Annotated in this window: 17 protein-coding genes; 10 read left to right on the top strand and 7 right to left on the bottom strand. The window is 64.6% G+C overall.

Going from position 1 to position 17,534, the window contains the following annotated elements; all coding sequences use genetic code 11:
• Positions 1-74: 74 nt before the first annotated feature.
• Positions 75-977 (bottom strand): LysR substrate-binding domain-containing protein, encoded by a 903-nt coding sequence (locus WA237_RS02445; RefSeq protein ID WP_009812912.1) that lies wholly within the window; start codon positions 975-977, stop codon positions 75-77.
• A 24-nt stretch (positions 978-1,001) separates the two neighbouring features.
• Here WA237_RS02445 and WA237_RS02440 point away from each other — a divergent pair, with 24 nt between their 5' ends.
• Together WA237_RS02440 and WA237_RS02435 are read left to right on the top strand one after the other, a co-directional pair.
• Positions 1,002-2,012 carry an N-carbamoyl-D-amino-acid hydrolase gene (locus tag WA237_RS02440; protein ID WP_336096549.1) on the top strand — a complete coding sequence of 337 codons (1,011 nt, stop codon included), beginning with the start codon at positions 1,002-1,004 and terminating at the stop codon, positions 2,010-2,012.
• Positions 2,009-2,686 carry a DUF1028 domain-containing protein gene (locus tag WA237_RS02435; RefSeq protein WP_336096548.1) on the top strand — a complete coding sequence of 226 codons (678 nt, stop codon included), beginning with the start codon at positions 2,009-2,011 and terminating at the stop codon, positions 2,684-2,686. Before WA237_RS02440 ends, WA237_RS02435 begins: the two co-directional genes overlap by 4 nt.
• 6 nt (positions 2,687-2,692) lie before the next feature.
• On the opposite strand, the gene WA237_RS02430 is transcribed toward WA237_RS02435, so the two are convergent.
• Together WA237_RS02430 and WA237_RS02425 are read right to left on the bottom strand one after the other, a co-directional pair.
• Positions 2,693-3,343 carry a hypothetical protein gene (locus WA237_RS02430; protein WP_336096934.1) on the bottom strand — a complete coding sequence of 217 codons (651 nt, stop codon included), beginning with the start codon at positions 3,341-3,343 and terminating at the stop codon, positions 2,693-2,695.
• Positions 3,344-3,375: 32 nt separating this feature from the next.
• Positions 3,376-4,776 carry a selenium-binding protein SBP56-related protein gene (locus tag WA237_RS02425; RefSeq protein WP_336096547.1) on the bottom strand — a complete coding sequence of 467 codons (1,401 nt, stop codon included), beginning with the start codon at positions 4,774-4,776 and terminating at the stop codon, positions 3,376-3,378.
• Between the two features lie 280 nt (positions 4,777-5,056).
• On the opposite strand from WA237_RS02425, the gene WA237_RS02420 reads away from it, so the two are divergent.
• The 6 genes from WA237_RS02420 (at position 5,057) to WA237_RS02395 (ending at position 10,206) form a co-directional block, all read left to right on the top strand.
• On the top strand, positions 5,057-5,629 hold the full coding sequence (locus WA237_RS02420; RefSeq protein WP_009812907.1) for a helix-turn-helix domain-containing protein: 573 nt from the start codon (positions 5,057-5,059) through the stop codon (positions 5,627-5,629).
• Between the two features lie 9 nt (positions 5,630-5,638).
• Positions 5,639-6,277 carry a LysE family translocator gene (locus WA237_RS02415; RefSeq protein WP_336096546.1) on the top strand — a complete coding sequence of 213 codons (639 nt, stop codon included), beginning with the start codon at positions 5,639-5,641 and terminating at the stop codon, positions 6,275-6,277.
• On the top strand, positions 6,274-6,654 hold the full coding sequence (locus tag WA237_RS02410; protein WP_336096545.1) for a GFA family protein: 381 nt from the start codon (positions 6,274-6,276) through the stop codon (positions 6,652-6,654). Before WA237_RS02415 ends, WA237_RS02410 begins: the two co-directional genes overlap by 4 nt.
• On the top strand, positions 6,651-7,034 hold the full coding sequence (locus tag WA237_RS02405; protein WP_336096544.1) for a GFA family protein: 384 nt from the start codon (positions 6,651-6,653) through the stop codon (positions 7,032-7,034). The genes WA237_RS02410 and WA237_RS02405 overlap by 4 nt, the downstream gene beginning before the upstream one ends.
• 4 nt (positions 7,035-7,038) lie before the next feature.
• Positions 7,039-7,662: a LysE family translocator gene (locus tag WA237_RS02400; protein ID WP_216015901.1), complete on the top strand. Its 624-nt coding sequence runs from the start codon at positions 7,039-7,041 to the stop codon at positions 7,660-7,662.
• A gap of 96 nt (positions 7,663-7,758) precedes the next feature.
• A complete protein-coding gene (locus WA237_RS02395; RefSeq protein ID WP_336096543.1) occupies positions 7,759-10,206 on the top strand; it encodes a GcvT family protein in 2,448 nt (815 codons plus the stop codon).
• Positions 10,207-10,268: 62 nt separating this feature from the next.
• Here WA237_RS02395 and WA237_RS02390 read toward each other — a convergent pair whose 3' ends face one another.
• The 4 genes from WA237_RS02390 to WA237_RS02375 all read right to left on the bottom strand — a co-directional run bounded on the left by WA237_RS02390 (position 10,269) and on the right by WA237_RS02375 (position 14,365).
• Complete coding sequence (locus WA237_RS02390; RefSeq protein WP_336096542.1) at positions 10,269-11,819, bottom strand: TRAP transporter large permease; 1,551 nt, start codon at positions 11,817-11,819, stop codon at positions 10,269-10,271.
• The gene (locus tag WA237_RS02385) at positions 11,816-12,313 is read right to left on the bottom strand and encodes a TRAP transporter small permease subunit (protein ID WP_336096541.1); all 498 of its coding nucleotides are present in this window, start codon (positions 12,311-12,313) and stop codon (positions 11,816-11,818) included. Before WA237_RS02385 ends, WA237_RS02390 begins: the two co-directional genes overlap by 4 nt.
• A 73-nt stretch (positions 12,314-12,386) precedes the next feature.
• The gene (locus WA237_RS02380; RefSeq protein ID WP_009812899.1) at positions 12,387-13,472 is read right to left on the bottom strand and encodes a TRAP transporter substrate-binding protein; all 1,086 of its coding nucleotides are present in this window, start codon (positions 13,470-13,472) and stop codon (positions 12,387-12,389) included.
• Between the two features lie 242 nt (positions 13,473-13,714).
• Positions 13,715-14,365, bottom strand: coding sequence for a DsbA family oxidoreductase (locus WA237_RS02375; protein ID WP_336096540.1), 651 nt, complete (start codon positions 14,363-14,365; stop codon positions 13,715-13,717).
• A 287-nt stretch (positions 14,366-14,652) separates the two neighbouring features.
• On the opposite strand from WA237_RS02375, the gene WA237_RS02370 reads away from it, so the two are divergent.
• Both WA237_RS02370 and WA237_RS02365 read left to right on the top strand, forming a co-directional pair.
• Positions 14,653-15,927, top strand: a complete 1,275-nt coding sequence (locus WA237_RS02370) for an imelysin family protein (RefSeq protein WP_336096539.1) — start codon at positions 14,653-14,655, stop codon at positions 15,925-15,927.
• 56 nt (positions 15,928-15,983) lie between these two features.
• The gene (locus WA237_RS02365; RefSeq protein ID WP_336096538.1) at positions 15,984-17,534 is read left to right on the top strand and encodes a di-heme oxidoreductase family protein; all 1,551 of its coding nucleotides are present in this window, start codon (positions 15,984-15,986) and stop codon (positions 17,532-17,534) included.

The following is a 17,534-nucleotide window of genomic DNA, read 5'->3' as shown; positions in this document are numbered from 1 at the left end:
GGGACCATGGGGGGTGAAAACAATAAAATAAAAAAACGGCACGCCAGTATAATCTGGGATTATTCGCGTGCGGGTCAGGCTGGGGCGGAAGAGGCCTCCTTGAGGTAGTCGGCAAGAAAGCTCTGAAACTGCAGCGCGATATTGGTGGTGGGGAAGAGGTTCGAGGTGATGCCATGGGTCTTGAGCGGCAGTGAAGGCGTGATCGGGCGCACCGCGATGCCCTCGGCGGGCTGGCCGATGAGGCCGAAACTGTCGACCAGCGCCACCCCCAGCCCGTTGCGCACCATCTCGAGCGCGGTGGCGGTGTGGCGCACCTCGCAGAAATACCGCCGCTCCAGCCCCTGTTGCGAAAACAGGCTGTCGATGGCCTGCCCGAGCGGCGTCCGCGCGCCATAGGAAATATGGCGCACCTGGTTGAGATTGGTCACCGACACCCGCTGCAACAGCGCGATCTCATGATCCGCCGGGCAGATGCATTTCATCTCGCCATCGCCGATTTCATGAACGGATACGGCGGAATGACGCGGCGGGGTGATCGACAGGCCAAGATCGGCACGCCCGCTGACCAGACGGCGGATGATCTCGTCAATGCTGCCGAGCTCGATCGAGAGCTGCAGTTTTGGCCGCGTTTTCATGAAAAGGCTGAGCGCGCGGGGCAGAAGACCATGGCCGATTGACGGGGTGGCGACGATGCTCAGCCGCCCGATCGTGCCGCCGCGCAGCTCGTCGACAATGGCCGCGATGCGCTTTTGCTGCAGGAAGAGATGCTGCGCCTCCTGCGCGATATGAAGCGCCTCTTGCGTCGGCACAAGCCGCCCGTGTTTGCGCACGAAGAGCGCGAATCCCACCAGGTCTTCGGTGTGGCGGATCATGTTGCTCACCGCCGGCTGGCTCACCGCCAAGAGCTCGGCCGCCCGCGCCGTGGTGCCGACTTCGATGACGGTGCAAAGCACCTCGAGCTGCCGCGCGTTGATCATAACGATATAATCCAGAGTTATTTCATGGGTCTGATATTTTATTTCACACTGATGTTCCGCCTGTCTAGCTCTGATCTGGACGCAGAGCAGGAGGGGATGATGGCCCGCAAGGAAATTTTCGCAGTGGCCCAGATGGGGCCGGTCCATCTGGCCGACACCAAGGCGCAGGTGGTGGCGCGGCTCATCGACATGCTGCGCGAGGCGCATGGCCGGGGCGCGCGCTGGGTGACTTTCCCGGAACTGGCGCTGACCACCTTCTTTCCGCGCTATATCTACGACACGCCGGAAGAGTATGACCAATTCTTCGAGGAAGGCCTGCCGTCGCCCGCGATGCTGCCGCTCTTTGAGGTGGCGCGCGATCTCGGCGTGGGGTTTTACCTCGGCTATGCCGAAAAGACCGAAGACGCGGGGCAGACCCGCCGCTTCAACACCTCGGTTCTGGTCGGGCCGGACGGGGCGCTCTTGGGCAAATACCGCAAGATCCACCTGCCCGGCACGGTCGACCCCATCGGCGATCTGGAGTTCGAACATCTGGAAAAGCGCTATTTCGAGGTGGGCGATCTCGGCTTTCCGACCTTTGCCACGCCCTCGGGGCGGTTCGGCATGTGCATCTGCAACGACCGCCGCTGGCCGGAAACCTTCCGCGTCATGGCGCTGCGCGGGGCCGAGGTGTTCATGCTGGGCTACAACACGCCGACCCGCAACATCCACCATCCCGAACCTGCCCATCTGCGCGAGTTCCACAACCGGCTGAGCCTCGAATCCGCCGCCTATCAGAATGGCGCCTGGGTCATGGCGGCGGCGAAATGCGGCTCGGAAGACGGATTTGCGATGATCGGCGGCTCGGCCATCGTGGCCCCCACCGGCGAAGTCGTGGCCCGCGCCGTCTCCGAGGAGGATGAGGTCATCAGCTATGACTGCGATCTCGATCTCGGGGCCTATATCCGCCGCTCGGTGTTCGATTTCGCGCGCCATCGCCGCATCGAACATTACGGGCCGATCACAGACCAAACAGGCGTCGAGGTGCCCTCATGACCTTCTCTCTGGCCGGGCGTGACCCGGAAACCGGCGACATCGGCTTTGCCGTGGCCACCTCTTCGGTCTGTGTCGGCGCCCGGGTTGGCGCGCTGGCCGAGGGCGTCGTCGTGCTGTCGCAGGCCCGCACCGATCCACGGCTGCATCAGGTCGGGCTGCGCGCCTGGGAGCAAAGCGCAAGCGCCGAGACCACACTTGCCGCCATGCAGGACGCCGCCACCGCGCTGCATTGGCGACAGCTCGGCGTGCTGCCCGCGCAAGGCACGCCGCTGCATCACACCGGGGCCTCCTGTCTCGGGGCTTGCGGCGGGGTCACCGGGGACCACGCGCTGGCGCTGGGCAATTTCTTGGGCTCCGAGGCGGTGCTTCCGGCCATGATCGCCGGGTTCGAGGAGGCCAAGGGGCATCTGTCAGAGCGGCTCTTGGCGGGTATGCTCGCAGGCGAGGCGGCGGGCAGCGAACGCGACCCGCTGCAATCGGCCTCTGTCATGGTGCTGGGGGCCGAGGCGCTCAAGGATGTCGATCTGCGCATCGACGATTCCACCGACCCGCTGGCCGATCTCAACCGGTTGCTCGCGGGTTGGCTGCCCAAGGCCCCGGCCTATCGGCTGCGCGCGCTCGATCCTGATTCCGCGCCGCTGTCGAGCACGATCGAGCATCCCGACCGGGCCTGAGCCGGCTTACAGCACAAGGATCAGCGACAAGACCCCCATCGCGGCGAGGCTCAGCGCCCAGAAGAGATCGAGGTTGAGCCAGCCGCGCGACAGGACTTCAAGCCCGATCCAGCGATAGACGCCCCAGGCCAGCGCCCCACCGGCAAGCGTCATGCAGAGCGTATGGGCCAGCGCCACCCAGAGCGCGGTGCCGATCGAGCTGCCCATCAGCGCCCCGGCGGCGGCATGGCCCGGCTCTGCCCCGGCCAGATCGCAGAGCCCGAGATAGATCGGCACCAGCATCAGCCCCGCCCCATGCGCCAGCGCCACGAGAAACGACCAGAGCGCGAGGCGCGTGGGCGGCACCCGCGCGAGAAAGCGCGGATGCCGCCGGTTGATCAACAGATAGGCCCCGGCGAGGATGAGCAAGAGCGCCGCCCCGATCTGGATCTCGCGCTGCCATGCGACGAGCGTCACGAGGGCCGAAAAGGGCAGGAGCATCGCCAGCATCGCCAGCAGATGCCCGACGGCCAGCGCCAGACAGGCGCGCCACAGGCTCTGCGCCCGGCGCTCCATCAAGGCGGCGGACACCGCCAGCGGCCAGCCCATGCCGGGATTGATCCCATGATAGAGCCCCGAGGCCGCCACCGCCGCCCAGAGCGCCGCCGCGCTGTCCATTCCTGTCGCCACTCAGGCCAGTCCCGGCATGGTCAGACCGAGGGGTAGCAGAAGCTGTCGGTGGAACAATCGCCCCCCTCGAGACGGATCTGATGGCTGCGATAGCCCTTGGGGAAGTCGACCCAAAAATCCTCGGCCAGGGTCAGCCCGCCATTTTCGCCCACCTCCGCCATGACCATCGCCGCGCCCCGGTCGCCGGGATAGAATTGATCGTCCCAGGTGGAATAGAGCGAATTGGTCCAATAGACCCGTTTGCCGTCGCGGCTGATCTCGACCATCTGCGGCCCATAGCCGAAATCGCGGCCATTCGGGTGTTTTGTGCGGCTGACGATGCCGCCCAGCTCCACCTTGCCGGCGAGCTCGGGCTTCATCGGGTCGGTGACGTCATATTGCAGCATCTCGCCGGTGCCCCAGCAGGAGACATAGAGGAACCGGTCATCGAGGCTCAGGTCGATATCGGTGACCAGCGGCGGCACCGCCTCGAACCCTTTGAGAAGATCGGGCAGATCCTCGGGTTTGGCCGGTTGCGGCGGGATCGTCGCGGTTTTCTTGGCCTCGAACGTGCCATCCTTGTTGCGCCACCAGGTCCAGATCGACCCTTCGAGATTGGTCGTGTCCACCACCACACCGCAAAACCCGTATTCCTTCACCGGGTCATGCGCGGGCCTGATCTCGAGCGCCATCTGGTGATTTTCGCCAAGATCGATGGTCTGGATATTCCGGCGGCCGCGCAGATCCCAGAAATGGATGCTATGGCCGTATTTGTTCGACAGCAGGTCCTCGGGCACGAGGCCGTTTTCGAATTGCGGCGGGATGCCCCATTCGGAACTGACCATGTAATTGCGCGGCAGGTTCCACCAGAAATCGTAATGCTTGTCCTGCAGGCCGCGATCCATCTCATAGCGGCCGATGATGTCGAAGGTTTCGCAATCCATGATGAAGATGCCCGGCGGGCCATCGGTGCCATCCTTGCCACCGCCGCCCAGCGTGCTGACATAGATGCCTTCGGGGCCGCAATGGATCGTATGCGGGCGGGAATAGCCGGTCTTGGCAAAGACCTCTTCCGGTTCGATGATCTTGTGGATCTTCGCTTTGCGCGGCTCTTTCACATCCACCACATAGATGCGGCTCGACCGGATGCCCGGGATGATCAGATAGCGCCGTTCGAGAAAGGCATGGCCCGAGAGCGGCGACAGGGCCGAGGAACAGGCGTTCCAGCCGAAATGGTGAAACTCGTCGCCAATGTTGGGCATGATCACCTGATGCACGATCTGGCTATAGGTCTTGGAGCTCGGGTCGACATCGACAATCGCCAGCCCGTCGGGCTGTGATCCATCGGGGCTCAGCATCAAGGTAAAGGCCAGCTTTTCCGGGGGCGCCTGCATGGCGAGTTTCGGGCTGGCGTGAAAGCTGGGGTCGGGCCGTAGAGTCATGGTCAAATCCTTTCTAGAGAAGGGGTCACGCACTGCATCGATCTGGCCGTCTGTCCTCGGAGCCTGCCATAAGGGGCGATTCTAAGCAAATTTCGGCGGTGTCAGAGCGGTCTCGCGCTTGGGCGCCACGCCCCATGGTCCTTTGCACCGGCGAGGCGGGGCAGGGCGGTCCTGCGGGTCTTTGCGATTGCCGCGCTGCGGCGTGAAATATCCGTTGATTTTTTCACGGACCCGAGTCATCGTGAAATTCGACACGTTAATTTCACGGATGTGACAGCCCATGCAGCAGACCGACATCACCCGCAGCCAGACCCTCGGTGCCGATCTGCGCGCCCTGCGCAAGGCGCGCGGTGTGACGCTCGCGGCGCTGGCTGATGCGCTGGGTCGGTCGGTCGGCTGGCTGAGCCAGGTCGAGCGTGATCTCTCCGAGCCCTCGATCAGCGATCTGCGCAAGATGGCGGATGTGCTCGGCGTGCCGATCTCCATGCTCTTCGGTCAGGCCATGGCCCCGGCCGAAGAGGCCGGCCATGTGGTGCGGCGCGGCGCGCGGCGGCAGATCGGCTCGGGCGAAGGCGGCCTGCGCGAAGAGCTTTTGTCGCCCGATCTCACCGATGATTTCGAAATGGTGCATTCCACCTTCGCCCCCCATAGCCGCGCGGGCGAGACGATCCAGCGCGCCACGCAAGAGGTCGGTGTCATCATCTCGGGCAAGCTCGACCTGATGATCGAAGGCCGCCTCTATACCGTCGGGCCGGGCGACAGTTTCCGCATTCGTGGCGAGGCCCATGAATGGATCAACCCTTACGACGAACCGGCGGTGGCGATCTGGGTCATCGCCCCCCCGGTCTACTGAGGCCCCGCGATGAGCTGGTCGGATTGGAGCGTCTTTGCCCTGTTCTGGGTGGTGTTCGTCACCACGCCGGGGCCCAATGCCGTCAATTGCATCACCAACGGGATGCAGCTCGGCTTTCGCCAGAGCCTCTGGGGCGTGCTGGCCATCCTGACGCAGGCGAGCGTCTTTCTGCTCGGCTCGGCGGCGGGGGTGACGGCGCTCATCCTTGCCTCGCCCACAGCCTTTCAGGCGTTGCAGATCCTCGGCGCGCTGGTGCTCATCGGGCTCGGCATCCGGGGCTGGATCATGGCCTCGCGCCCGGTGCCCACGGTGACCGACACCGAGGCCGCACAACCGGCCCGCGCCATCTATATGAAGGCGCTGGCCATCGCCACGATCAACCCCAAGAGCGTCGCGGGCTATCTCGCCGCCTTTAGCCAGTTCGTCGCCCCCGACGTGCCCATGGCCGAGCAGCTCTGGGTCATCTTCCCCACCGCGCTCAGCCTCACGGCGCTGAGCTATATGGGCTATACCGCGCTTGGCGCGGGGCTGGGCCGGGCGGCGCTTGGCGCGGTGTTCAACCGCTGGCTGCGGCGCGGGCTGGCCGCCTGTTTCATCCTCTACGGCCTGCTTCTGGGCAGCGCCGCCCTGCCGGGACGGGGGGCATGATGCGCGCCGCCTGCCTCTGTGGCGCGGTGCGGTTCACGAGCTCCGCGCTCGAAGATCCGCTGGCCTGCCATTGCCGCGAATGCCGACAGCAATCGGGCCATTATTTCGCCGCCGGGCGCGCCCGCTGGGACGCGCTCCTGTTCGAGGCCGACGCCGGGCTGCGCTGGTACCGGGCGAGCGATAGCGCCAGCCGGGGCTTTTGCGGCAGCTGCGGCGCGACGCTCTTTTGGCGCGGCGACGACAGCCCCTATGTCCGCGTCGCCCTCGGGGCGCTCGACGGGCCGACCGGGCTGCGCCTGGGCCGCCATGTCTGGACCGACGAGGCGGGCGATTACTACGCGATTGCCGATGATCTGCCACAGGAGGGCGAGGGATGAGCACGACAGGGCACAGCGGACGCTGCCTCTGCGGGGCGGTACGGTTTCACACCCAGGCCACCCCCAAGGGCGCCTCGGTCTGCCATTGCAGCCAGTGCCGCAAACAATCGGGCCATCTCTGGGCCTCGGCCTATGTGTCGCGCGACGCGCTCGACATCACGGGCGAGGTCACATGGTACGCCTCGAGCGAGGCGGCGCATCGCGGCTTTTGCGCCACCTGCGGGTCCTATCTCTTTTGGGCCGCCCATGAAGAGGACACGATGAGCTTTGCGCTCGGCGCGCTCGATGGCCCGACCGGGCTCCGGCTCGAGAAGCACATCTTCACCGCAGACAAGGGCGATTACTACGACATCGCCGACGATCTGCCGCAGAAGGCCTGAGATCATGTGGGACATACTGACAGGGTTTGATCCGGCGCTGCTCTGGGCCTTTGTCGGGGCGGGGCTGCTGCTCAACCTGACGCCGGGGGCGGATTTCATGTTCGTCTCGGCCAGCGGCATCGCGGGCGGGCCGCGCGCCGGCATGGCGGCGGCGATTGGGATCTCGTTTGGCATCGCGCTGCATCTGATCCTCGCGGCGGCGGGGGTCTCGGCGATGCTGGCGGCCTGGCCCGCCGCCTATGATGCGATCCGCTATATCGGCGCGGCCTATCTCGTCTTTCTGGCGGTGCAGGCCTGGCGTCACGCGGGCGAGGTGGCTCAAACCGATGCCGCGCGCCGCGCGCACCGGGCAATCTGGCGCGGCTTTGTCACCAATGTGCTGAACCCCAAGACCGCGCTTTTCATCTTTGCCTTCATCCCGCAGTTCACCGATCCCGCCATCGGCCCGGTCTGGGCGCAGATCCTGATCCTCGGCGCGATCTTTATGGGGGTGGGGCTTCTCTTCTCGCTGACGCTCGGCGCGGCGGCGGGGGCCTTTGCACATGTTTTGCGCCGCCGGGCGCGGGCCTTGGGCCGGATCTCGGCGGTGATGTTCGGCGGGCTGGCGGCCCGTCTGGTCTGGGACTGAACGCCCGGACCGACCCGAATGCGGCCACGGCAGGGACTGCCAAGGCCCAGTAGTTGAAAACACTCCCCGCGCGACGGGGCGACACAGGAGAAAGACATGGCAGATCTGCCGAAAAAAGCGAAAGTGGTCATCATCGGGGGCGGCGTCATCGGCTGTTCCTCGCTCTATCATCTGGCCAAGAAGGGCTGGACCGACTGCGTTCTGCTGGAAAAGAACGAGTTGACTGCAGGCTCGACCTGGCACGCGGCGGGCAACGTGCCGACCTTCTCGACGAGCTGGGGCATCATGAACATGCAGCGCTACTCGACCGAGCTCTACAGCCGCTTGGGCGAAGAGGTCGACTATCCGATGAACTACCATCAGACCGGCTCGATCCGGCTGGCCCACACCCGCGAGCGGATGCAGGAATTCGAACGCGCCGCCTCCATGGGCCGCTATCAGGGCATCAAGATGGAGATGTGGACCCCGGAAGAGGCCAAGGAACGCTATCCCTTCATGGAGACCCATGATCTCGCGGGCGTGCTCTATGACCCGACCGATGGCGACATCGACCCGGCACAGGTGACCCAGGCGCTGGCCAAGGGCGCGCGCGACATGGGCGCCAAGATCATCCGCTTCTGCCCCGCCACCGGCGTCACGCAGGAAAAGGACGGCAGCTGGATCGTCCACACCGAACAGGGCGACATCGCCTGTGACTATGTGGTGAACGCCGCTGGCTATTATGCCCAGCGCGTCGGCGAATGGTTCAAACCCTATGGCGGGCGCACCGTGCCGATGATGGTGATGAGCCATCAATACCTTCTGTCCGAAGAGGTGCCCGAGGTTGAAGCCTGGACCAAGGAAAACGGCGGCAAGCTGCCGCTGATCCGTGACGTGGACGTGTCCTATTACCTGCGTCAGGAAAAGCACGGGTTCAACCTCGGCCCCTACGAGCCGAACTGCCGCGCCCATTGGACCGATGACAGCGACCCGATGCCCGACGACTTCAGCTTTCAGCTCTGGTCCGACGATCTCGACCGGATCGAGGATATCGTCACCGACGCGATGGAGCGGGTGCCGCTGCTGGGTCAGTCGGGGATTTCCCGGGTCATCAACGGCCCGATCCCCTATGCGCCCGACGGGCTGCCGCTCATCGGGCCGATGCCCGGCGTCAAGAACGCCTTCGAGGCCTGTGTCTTTACCTTCGGCATCGCCCAGGGCGGCGGCGCGGGCAAGGTGCTGGCGGAATGGATCGTCGATGGCGCGACCGAATGGGACATGTGGGCGGTCGATCCGCGCCGCTACACAGATTACACCGATCACGATTACTGCGTGAAAAAGGGGATGGAGGTCTATGGCAACGAATATGCCATGCATTTCCCCCATCACGAATGGCCCGCTGCCCGCGACAAGAAACTCAGCCCCGTGCATGACAAGGTCAAGGCGCTGGGCGGTGTCATGGGCGCCTATAACGGCTGGGAACGGGCCAATTGGTACGCCAAGCCGGGCGATGATACCTCGCTCGAGGCGACGCATACCTGGGGCCGCTCCGGCCCGTGGGAGGCGCGGGTGCGCGAAGAATGCGAAGCGGTGCGCGACGCCTGTGGCGTGCTCGACCTGCCGGGCTTTTCGCGGTTCCGCATCCAGGGTGCGGGCGCCGATGAATGGCTGCGCGGTTTCGTGACCGGCGGTCTGCCCAAGGTGGGCCGGATCAACCTCGTCTATGTCGCCGACACGCGCGGCCGCATCGTGACCGAGTTCAGCTGCATCCGTCTCGACGAGGATGATTTCGTGCTGATCACCGCCGCCACCGCGCAATGGCATGACGGTGACCTGATCCGCAACGCGGTGCCCGAAGGCGTCACCGTTTCGGAGACCACCCGCGACCGCGACGCGCTGCTGCTCGCCGGTCCCAAAAGCCGCGATCTACTGGCGCCGCTCACCGATGCCGATCTCTCGGCCGGTTGGCTCACCCATCAGCATTGCACCGTGGCGGGCAAACCTGCCTTCCTCATCCGGGTGAGCTTTACCGGTGAACTCGGCTGGGAGGTGCATGCCGCCAATGAGGACATGCCCGCGATCTTTGACGCGATCATCGAGGCCGGTGCCAAACCCTTTGGCATGTACGCGCTCAACAGCCTGCGCATCGAAAAGGGCTATCGCGCGTGGAAGGGCGATCTTTCGACCGATTACACCCTGCTCGAGGGCGGGCTCGAACGCTTCGTCAAGCTCGACAAGCCGCAGGACTTCACCGGCAAGGCGGCGCTTCTGGCCGAGAAACAGCAAGGCCGCAAGAAGGGCTTTGTGACGCTCAAGGTCGATGCGGGCGAGGCCGATGCGCCCTATATGTCGCCGCTCTGGCACAAGGGCGAGATCGTCGGCGAAACCACCAGCGGCGCTTGGGGCTACCGGGTCGGCCATTCGGTCGCCCTCGGCATGGTGCGCGCCGATCTGGCGGTGCCGGGGACCGAGCTCGAGGTGGAAATCTACGGCGAGAAACGCCCCGCCACCGTGCAAGAGGATCAGCCGATGTGGGACCCCGAAAACGCCCGCATCCGCGCCTGATCCGCGCTCACCAACAACGACACGGCCCGGGGCATCCCCCGGGCCGTGTTGCGTTTCAGGCTTTAGAAAATCGCGCCGGGCAGCCAGGTCGCCAGCTCGGGCCAGGCCCAGACCAGCGCGATGCCCAGGATCTGCAACCCGATAAAGGGCATCACCCCGGCATAGATATGCCCCGTCGTGACCTCCTTCGGCGCCGCCCCCCGCAGATAAAAGAGCGAAAAGCCAAAGGGCGGCGTCAGGAACGAAGTCTGCAAATTGATCGCGATCAGAATGCCAAGCCAAATCGGATCATGCCCCATCACGATGAGCGTCGGCATCACCAGGGGCAGCACGATCACCGAAATCTCGATGAAATCGAGGAAACAGCCAAGGATGAACACAAAGATCATCACAAAGATAAGCGCCCCGGTCGGCCCCCCCGGCAGGTTGCCGAGAATGGCCGCCACCCGGTCCTCCCCGCCAAGCCCGATGAAGACGAGCGAAAACACCCCGGCCGCAAGGATCGTGGCAAAGATCATCGCGGTCATGGTCAGGGTCGATTCCACCGCCGCATGCACCACCTTTTCGCGCATCGCCCCGCGCAGCGCCGCGAGGATGCCGATCGCGCCCGCGATGGTCAGCAGGATGTAGAACCCGCCGAGCGCCATCTGCCCTCCGTCGAGATCGCTGCGCTGCAACCTGACCGGAAAGATGCCCACCAGCACCGCCAGCACCACCAGCGCCAGAATGCCAAAGCCGATGAGCCGCGGCGCATAGCCAAGCCGCAGCCCGGTCATCAACAGCGCGCCGATGCCACCCACCGAGGCGGCCTCGGTCGGCGTGGCAATGCCGCCCAGGATCGCGCCCAGCACCGCGAGGATCAGCGCAATCGGCGGCACCACCGCGCGCAGCACCTCGGCCCGCTCCGGGCGCGGCAGATCGGCGGCGGCAGGCGGCATGTCCTGCGGCCGGATCATCCCGCGGATCAGGATATAGAGAAGATAAAGAGCCACCAGCGCCAGCCCCGGCCCCATGGCGGCGGCAAAGAACTGGCCGACCGACAGCGCTTCGACCGAAAACTTGCCCTGCTCATATTGCGCCTGCTGAAAGGCGTTGGACATCACGTCGGCCAGGATGATGAGAAGGGTCGACGGCGGGATGATCTGGCCGAGCGTGCCGGCGGTGCAGACGATGCCGCTCGCCACCCGCGGGTCATAGCCCGAGCGCAGCATCGTCGGCAGGGCGATCATCCCCATCGCCACCACGGTGGCGCCGACAATCCCGGTCGAGGCCGCCAAAAGCGCGCCGACCAGAACCACGGAAATGCCGAGACCACCGCGCAGCTGGCCAAAAAGCCGCCCCATCGTGTCGAGAAGATCCTCGGCAATCCGGCTCTTCTCCAACACTGCCCCCATCAGCACGAACAGAGGAATGGCGATCAGCACCTCATTGCTGATGAGCCCGAACACCCGCTGCCCAAGCGCGCCCAAGAGAGAAATATTCATCGCCCCGGTGGCCCAGCCGAGAAAGGCAAAGCCCACCGCCACGCCCGCAATGCTGAAGGACACCGGATAGCCGGTGAGGATCGCCGCCATCAGCGCGGCAAACATGATCAGGTCGAGATACTCGGTCATTGGTCGGCCTCAGGGCGCAGCAGGCGCAGAATGCCCGACAGGGATTGCAGGATAAGCAGCACGCAAAAGGCCGGGATCAGGGTCTTGAGCAGGAACACCCCCTTGATGCCCCCGACGGAAATCGGCCCCTCGAAAATGGCCCAGGCGTTGCGCACCGAGGGCCAGGACCAATAGAGCAGCACCAGCATCGACGGGATCAGAAAGGCGAGATGCCCAAACAGGTCGATCCGCCGCCAGGCGCGGGGGCCGAGCTTGGAATAGAAGATATCGACCCGCACATGCCGGTCGAGCAAGAGCGTATAGCCCGCGCCCAGCATGAACAGCGTCGCATGGAGATAGAGCACGCTCTCCTGCACCGCGATGGAATTGACGCCAAAGACATAGCGCCCGACGACGATGCCGAACTGGATCAGCAGCATCACCAGCGCCAGCCAGCGGATCCCCCGACCGATGACGCGGTTGATCGCGTCGAACAGATTGGCCAGCTGTTCCATTTGCCCCCTCCCTTGATGGCAAAGCCCCGGCGCAGGGATCAACCTTGCGCCGGGGCCCTTGTCTTGTGGTCTATCAGTAGCCCATCACCGAGGCACGGGCATTCATCTGACCGTTGTCGGCATAGGTCATGTAACCCCCGATGAGATCGCGGTACGCGACAAAGCTCTCGGTGATCCGCTTGACCAGCTCGTCCTCGTCCTGACGCAGCTCGTCGATGACCTCGGCGGCGGCGACACCCATGGCGGCAATCACCTCCTCGGGGAACTTGCGGACCTGAACCTCATGCTCGTCCACCAGCGTGCGCAGCGATTGCGCGTGTTTGGTGGCATATTCGGTCCAGACCGGGTTGTAGAGGCTCTCGCAGGCAAAGCTCACCACCTGCTGCAGGTCTTCGGGCAGCTCGGCAAAGACATCGGCATTGACGCCGCATTCCTCGGCCGAGGAGGGCTCGCCGACACCGGGCCAATAGTAGTTCTTGGCAACCTGGTAATAGCCAAGCGCGCTGTCGGTCCAGGGGCCGATGAACTCGCCGGCGTCGAGCGCGCCGGTCTGCAGCGCCTGGAACATCGCCGGGCCGCTCATCGCCTGCGCCGCCATGCCGAGCTTGGAGGCCATCTCCGAGGCAAGACCCGTGGTGCGGAACTTGAGGCCCTTGAGGTCTTCGACCGAATTGATCTCGGTCTTGAACCAGCCGCCCCATTGCGGGCCAGAGTTGCCGCAGAGGAAGGGCTTGATGCCGAACCGGCCATACATCTCGTCATAGAGCTCCTGACCGCCGCCATGGGTCAGCCAGCCGACCTGTTCATCGGCGCGCAGGCCAAAGGGCTGCGATCCGAAAAGAAGGATGCCCTTTGATTTCGAGCCCCAATAGGCGGGCACCGCGTGATAGAGCTCGGCCGTGCCTTCCGACACCGCGTCAAAGACGCCGGGGCCGGGGACGATCTCACCGGCGGCGAAAAGCTTGACCTCGATCCGCCCGCCCGAAAGCGTGGTGATCCGGTCGGCGAGGTTCTGTGCCGCGACGCCCGGCCCGGGCAGGTTCTTGGGCCATGCGGTGACCATTTTCCACTGGCGCTTGTCCTGGGCAATGGCCGGGGCGGCGAGGGCCGAGGCGGCGGTGCCGACCGCGCCCGCGGCGAGAAATTTGCGTCTGTCCATTCTGTCAGTACTCCCTGTCTGATGATCTCGGTGTCATTTTGAACCGCGACGATAAGGCAAGATTGCGCCGCCCGTCGCATTGCGTGACTGGATGGCCCGTATTGACATGTGCATACATAATAATGTCAACGCATTTCTGGCCACAGCCCCCCGGCAAAGGGGCTGCAGCCTTCAAATTGCACAAGAATTCATCACTGTCGCGATACTGTCGAAATACCGACGTGTTACCGACGTGGCGATTCTCAGGTATTTTGGTCTTGGGTGAGCTGGGTCAAAATGCGGGCATAGGTCTCGGCCCCTTGCGCCCCGGTCACCAGATGTTTGCTGCCAAACACCACCGCCGGCACGCCCTGGATGCCCTGCTTGAGCCAAAATCGCTCATGTTCCCGCACGATTTCGGCAAAGCGCTGATCCTCCAAAACCGCCAGCGCCTCGTCTCGATCAAGCCCGATTTCAGCCGCCACATCGGCCAGAACGTCCCTGTCCGACAGGTCGCGCCGATGGGTGAAATGGGCCTCGAACAGCGCCTGTTTCAGATCATGCTTCCGCCCCATCTCGCCCGCCCAATGCAAGAGCTGATGGGCGGCAAAAGTGTTGTGCATCCGCATGTCCTCGGCAAAGCGAAACTCAAAGCCAAGATCGGCCCCGATGGCCGTCATCTGGACCCGGCTCTGCTCCGATTGCTCGGGAGAAGATCCATATTTTTCAATGATATGCTCGCGCAGGTTTTGCCCTTCCGGCGGCATTTCCGGGTTGAGCTCGAACGGGTGCCAATGGATCTCATGCCCCGTGCCGGTCGCCTCCAGCGCCGTCTGAAGCTGGCGATATCCGATGATGCACCACGGGCACATCACGTCTGAAATAATGTCGATACGAAGCGGGGTCTCGGTCATGGTCTCTCCGATCTGCCGGGGCAGGTTTGGGGTGGCGGGCTCTGCCTCTCACATAAGCGATCGCCGCCGAGTCTCAACCGCCCATTTGAGCAATCACTCAAAATTGAGGAGGGCAAAAACGCGGCCCCGTTTCTTCTGGCCGACAAATATCCCGGGGGTCCGGGGGCTGGCCCCCGGGAGGCGTCCGAGAATCACCCTTGCATTTCCCGAGTATTTCACTCAGGTAGGGCCGTGAATGGCCTGTCACGCGGCAGGCCCCGCCACCGCAGACCGCAGGAGCCCCTCCCATGACCCGTCTCACCGCGACCACCAGTATCCTCGCCCTCAGCCTCGCCAGCGCCGCGCCCCTCTGGGCCGAAGCCCCTGAAAAGACTGAGGTTCTCAACACCTATGCCGATATCGCCGCAGCCGGCTACGGCGACAGCCTGACCACCGCCCGAGCCCTGCAAGAGGCCGTCGCGGCGCTGATCGCGGATCCGTCCGAGGCCAATCTCGCCGCCGCCCGCGCCGCCTGGATCGACGCCCGCGTGCCCTATCAACAGACTGAGGTTTTCCGCTTTGGCAACGCCATCGTCGACGATTGGGAGGGCAAGGTGAACGCCTGGCCGCTCGACGAAGGGCTCATCGATTACGTCGATGCCTCCTATGGCGGCGCCACCGATGAGAACGGCTTTGCCGTGCTGAACGTCGTGGCCAACCCCAAATTTACCCTCTCGGGCCAAGAGGTTGACGCCAGCGACATCACCCCCGCGCTGCTCGCCGAGACGCTGCATGAGGCCGATGGCGTCGAGGCCAATGTCGCCACCGGCTATCACGCGATCGAATTCCTGCTCTGGGGGCAGGATCTCAACGGTCACGCAGCAGGCGCGGGCAATCGTCCCTGGACCGATTTCGCCTCGGGCGAGGCCTGCACCAACGGCAATTGCGACCGCCGCGCCGCCTATCTCAAGGCCGCGACGGATCTTCTGGTCTCGGATCTCGACTGGATGGCGGCACAATGGGCCAGCGACGGCGCGGCCCGCGCGACGCTACTGTCAGACGAGGATGCCGGCATCTCGGCCATGCTGACCGGCATGGGCTCGCTCTCTTATGGCGAACAGGCGGGCGAACGGATGCGCCTTGGCCTGATGCTCAACGATCCCGAGGAAGAGCATGATTGCTTCTCCGACAACACCCATAATAGCCATTACTACGATGGTCTCGGCGTCCAGAACGTCTATCTCGGCGCCTATACCCGCGTCGATGGCAGCAAGGTCGAAGGCCCGTCGCTCGCCGATCTGGTGGCGGCTCAGGACGCGGCACTCGATGCCGAGATGCAGGCCAAGCTCTCGGCGACCATGGATGCCTTGGGCGCGCTCAAGAGCGCCGCAGACGGCGGCTTCAGCTATGACATGATGCTCGAGCGCGGCAATGACAAAGGCGAGGCGCTCATCATGGGCGGGGTAAACGGGTTGATCGACCAGACCCGCAGCATCGAACGTGTTGTGGTAGCGCTCGGGGTCGATGGCATCGCCTTTGAAGGCTCCGACAGCCTCGACAATCCCGAGGCCGTTTTCCAATAAACGGATCCGGCGCGGCGCCCATGTGGTGCCGCGTCCTGCCAAGAACGGTTCCTGCCATGCCTAGCCTTCGCCATGCGCTGCTGATCCTTTTCGCCGGCTTGCCCGCGGCCGCAGTCGCGCAAAATACGGCAGAGCACTTTCCTTGGGCCAAGGTGCAGGATGATCCGCATCTCTCGGTCGTGCCGCGCAGTGCATCCGAGGCCGCGCGGATCGCCAAGGTGCTGACATCGCCTGATGATTTCACCGCGCCGCAGCCTTTTGATGAGCTGTCGGGCGGTGCCGCCACGGTGCGCAACACGGGCGACGCCAATGCGTTTTCGCAACCCTCCAAGACGGTGGATTTCGAGGGCGAGCTGACCTTCAAGCTCGGCAATGGGCTTTTCCGCAAACTCTGGGTGTCCTCGCCCTCGTCGACCTTGGCGTCGGACGGGCTCGGCCCGTTGTTCAACGCGCGGTCCTGCCAGCGTTGTCACCTCAAGGACGGGCGCGGCCATCCGCCAGAGAGTGCCGAGGACAATTCCGTTTCGATGTTCCTGCGCATCTCGGTGCCGGGCGGGCCGGAGGACGGGATCGACGAGATCGAAGGCTATCTCGCGACCCGGCCCGAGCCGACCTATGGCGGGCAAATGCAGGATTTCGGCCTGCCCGGGCAAAGGGCGGAATATCGGCTCGACATCCGATATGACGAGGTAGAGATTGCGCTGGCCGGGGGCGAGACAGCCTCGCTGCGCCACCCAACCTATGCGGCGGCCGAGCTGGGTTATGGCCCGCTCCATCCCGACGCGATGCTGAGCCCGCGTGTCGCACCGCAGATGATCGGGCTGGGGCTGCTCGAGGCGATCCCGGCGGCGGATATCCTGGCCGGTGCCGACCCCGAGGACCGCGATGGCGATGGCATTTCTGGCCGTCCCAATATCGTTTGGTCGCGCGAGTTTGATCGCCCCATGCTTGGCCGGTTCGGGCTCAAGGCCGGGATGCCGACCATCCGAGAGCAATCGGCGGCGGCGTTTTCCGGCGATGTGGGCATATCGAGCACGCTATACCCGGACGCTTGGGGCGATTGCACCGAGGCGCAGGGCGATTGCCGCAGCGCCCCGCATGGCGATGGTGACATAAGGGGTGTCGAGATTGACGATGAGGCGCTCGATCTCGTGACGTTTTACAGCCGCAACCTCGGTGTGCCCGCCCGACGCGATGTGGCAGACCCAGAGGTGCTGGCGGGCAAGCGGCTCTTTCACGAGCTGGGCTGTGCCAGCTGTCACCGACCGAGCTTTGTCACCCATCGGCTCGACGGCCAGCCCGAGCAGAGCTTTCAGCTGATCTGGCCCTATACCGATATGCTCTTGCATGACATGGGCGAGGGGCTTGCCGATCACCGACCCGAGGCGCGGGCGACGGGGCGGGAATGGCGCACGCCGCCGCTCTGGGGGATCGGGTTGACCGAGCAGGTCTCGGGGCATAGCTATTTTCTGCATGACGGGCGGGCGCGGTCGCTTCTCGAGGCGGTGCTGTGGCATGGCGGCGAGGCCGAGGCCCAGCGCGATGCAGTCATCGCCCTGCCACAAGATGAGCGCGCCGCGCTGATCCGCTTTCTGGAGAGTTTGTGA

The organism is Roseovarius sp. CH_XMU1461, assembly GCF_037027165.1.
GTDB classification, from domain to species: domain Bacteria; phylum Pseudomonadota; class Alphaproteobacteria; order Rhodobacterales; family Rhodobacteraceae; genus Roseovarius; species Roseovarius nubinhibens.
This window is presented reverse-complemented; position numbering and strand designations above follow the sequence as displayed.

What these genes read in the sequence shown, in the direction of transcription:
- WA237_RS02425 (WP_336096547.1), bottom strand. Translation starts at nt 4,776, where the DNA reads ATGACTCTACGGCCCGACCCCAGCTTTCACGCCAGCCCGAAACTCGCC.
- WA237_RS02435 (WP_336096548.1), top strand. Translation starts at nt 2,009, where the DNA reads ATGACCTTCTCTCTGGCCGGGCGTGACCCGGAAACCGGCGACATCGGC.
- WA237_RS02415 (WP_336096546.1), top strand. Translation starts at nt 5,639, where the DNA reads ATGAGCTGGTCGGATTGGAGCGTCTTTGCCCTGTTCTGGGTGGTGTTC.
- WA237_RS02430 (WP_336096934.1), bottom strand. Translation starts at nt 3,343, where the DNA reads ATGGACAGCGCGGCGGCGCTCTGGGCGGCGGTGGCGGCCTCGGGGCTC.
- WA237_RS02400 (WP_216015901.1), top strand. Translation starts at nt 7,039, where the DNA reads ATGTGGGACATACTGACAGGGTTTGATCCGGCGCTGCTCTGGGCCTTT.
- WA237_RS02380 (WP_009812899.1), bottom strand. Translation starts at nt 13,472, where the DNA reads ATGGACAGACGCAAATTTCTCGCCGCGGGCGCGGTCGGCACCGCCGCC.
- WA237_RS02390 (WP_336096542.1), bottom strand. Translation starts at nt 11,819, where the DNA reads ATGACCGAGTATCTCGACCTGATCATGTTTGCCGCGCTGATGGCGGCG.
- WA237_RS02445 (WP_009812912.1), bottom strand. Translation starts at nt 977, where the DNA reads ATGATCAACGCGCGGCAGCTCGAGGTGCTTTGCACCGTCATCGAAGTC.
- WA237_RS02420 (WP_009812907.1), top strand. Translation starts at nt 5,057, where the DNA reads ATGCAGCAGACCGACATCACCCGCAGCCAGACCCTCGGTGCCGATCTG.
- WA237_RS02370 (WP_336096539.1), top strand. Translation starts at nt 14,653, where the DNA reads ATGACCCGTCTCACCGCGACCACCAGTATCCTCGCCCTCAGCCTCGCC.
- WA237_RS02375 (WP_336096540.1), bottom strand. Translation starts at nt 14,365, where the DNA reads ATGACCGAGACCCCGCTTCGTATCGACATTATTTCAGACGTGATGTGC.
- WA237_RS02440 (WP_336096549.1), top strand. Translation starts at nt 1,002, where the DNA reads ATGGGTCTGATATTTTATTTCACACTGATGTTCCGCCTGTCTAGCTCT.
- WA237_RS02410 (WP_336096545.1), top strand. Translation starts at nt 6,274, where the DNA reads ATGATGCGCGCCGCCTGCCTCTGTGGCGCGGTGCGGTTCACGAGCTCC.
- WA237_RS02405 (WP_336096544.1), top strand. Translation starts at nt 6,651, where the DNA reads ATGAGCACGACAGGGCACAGCGGACGCTGCCTCTGCGGGGCGGTACGG.
- WA237_RS02365 (WP_336096538.1), top strand. Translation starts at nt 15,984, where the DNA reads ATGCCTAGCCTTCGCCATGCGCTGCTGATCCTTTTCGCCGGCTTGCCC.
- WA237_RS02385 (WP_336096541.1), bottom strand. Translation starts at nt 12,313, where the DNA reads ATGGAACAGCTGGCCAATCTGTTCGACGCGATCAACCGCGTCATCGGT.
- WA237_RS02395 (WP_336096543.1), top strand. Translation starts at nt 7,759, where the DNA reads ATGGCAGATCTGCCGAAAAAAGCGAAAGTGGTCATCATCGGGGGCGGC.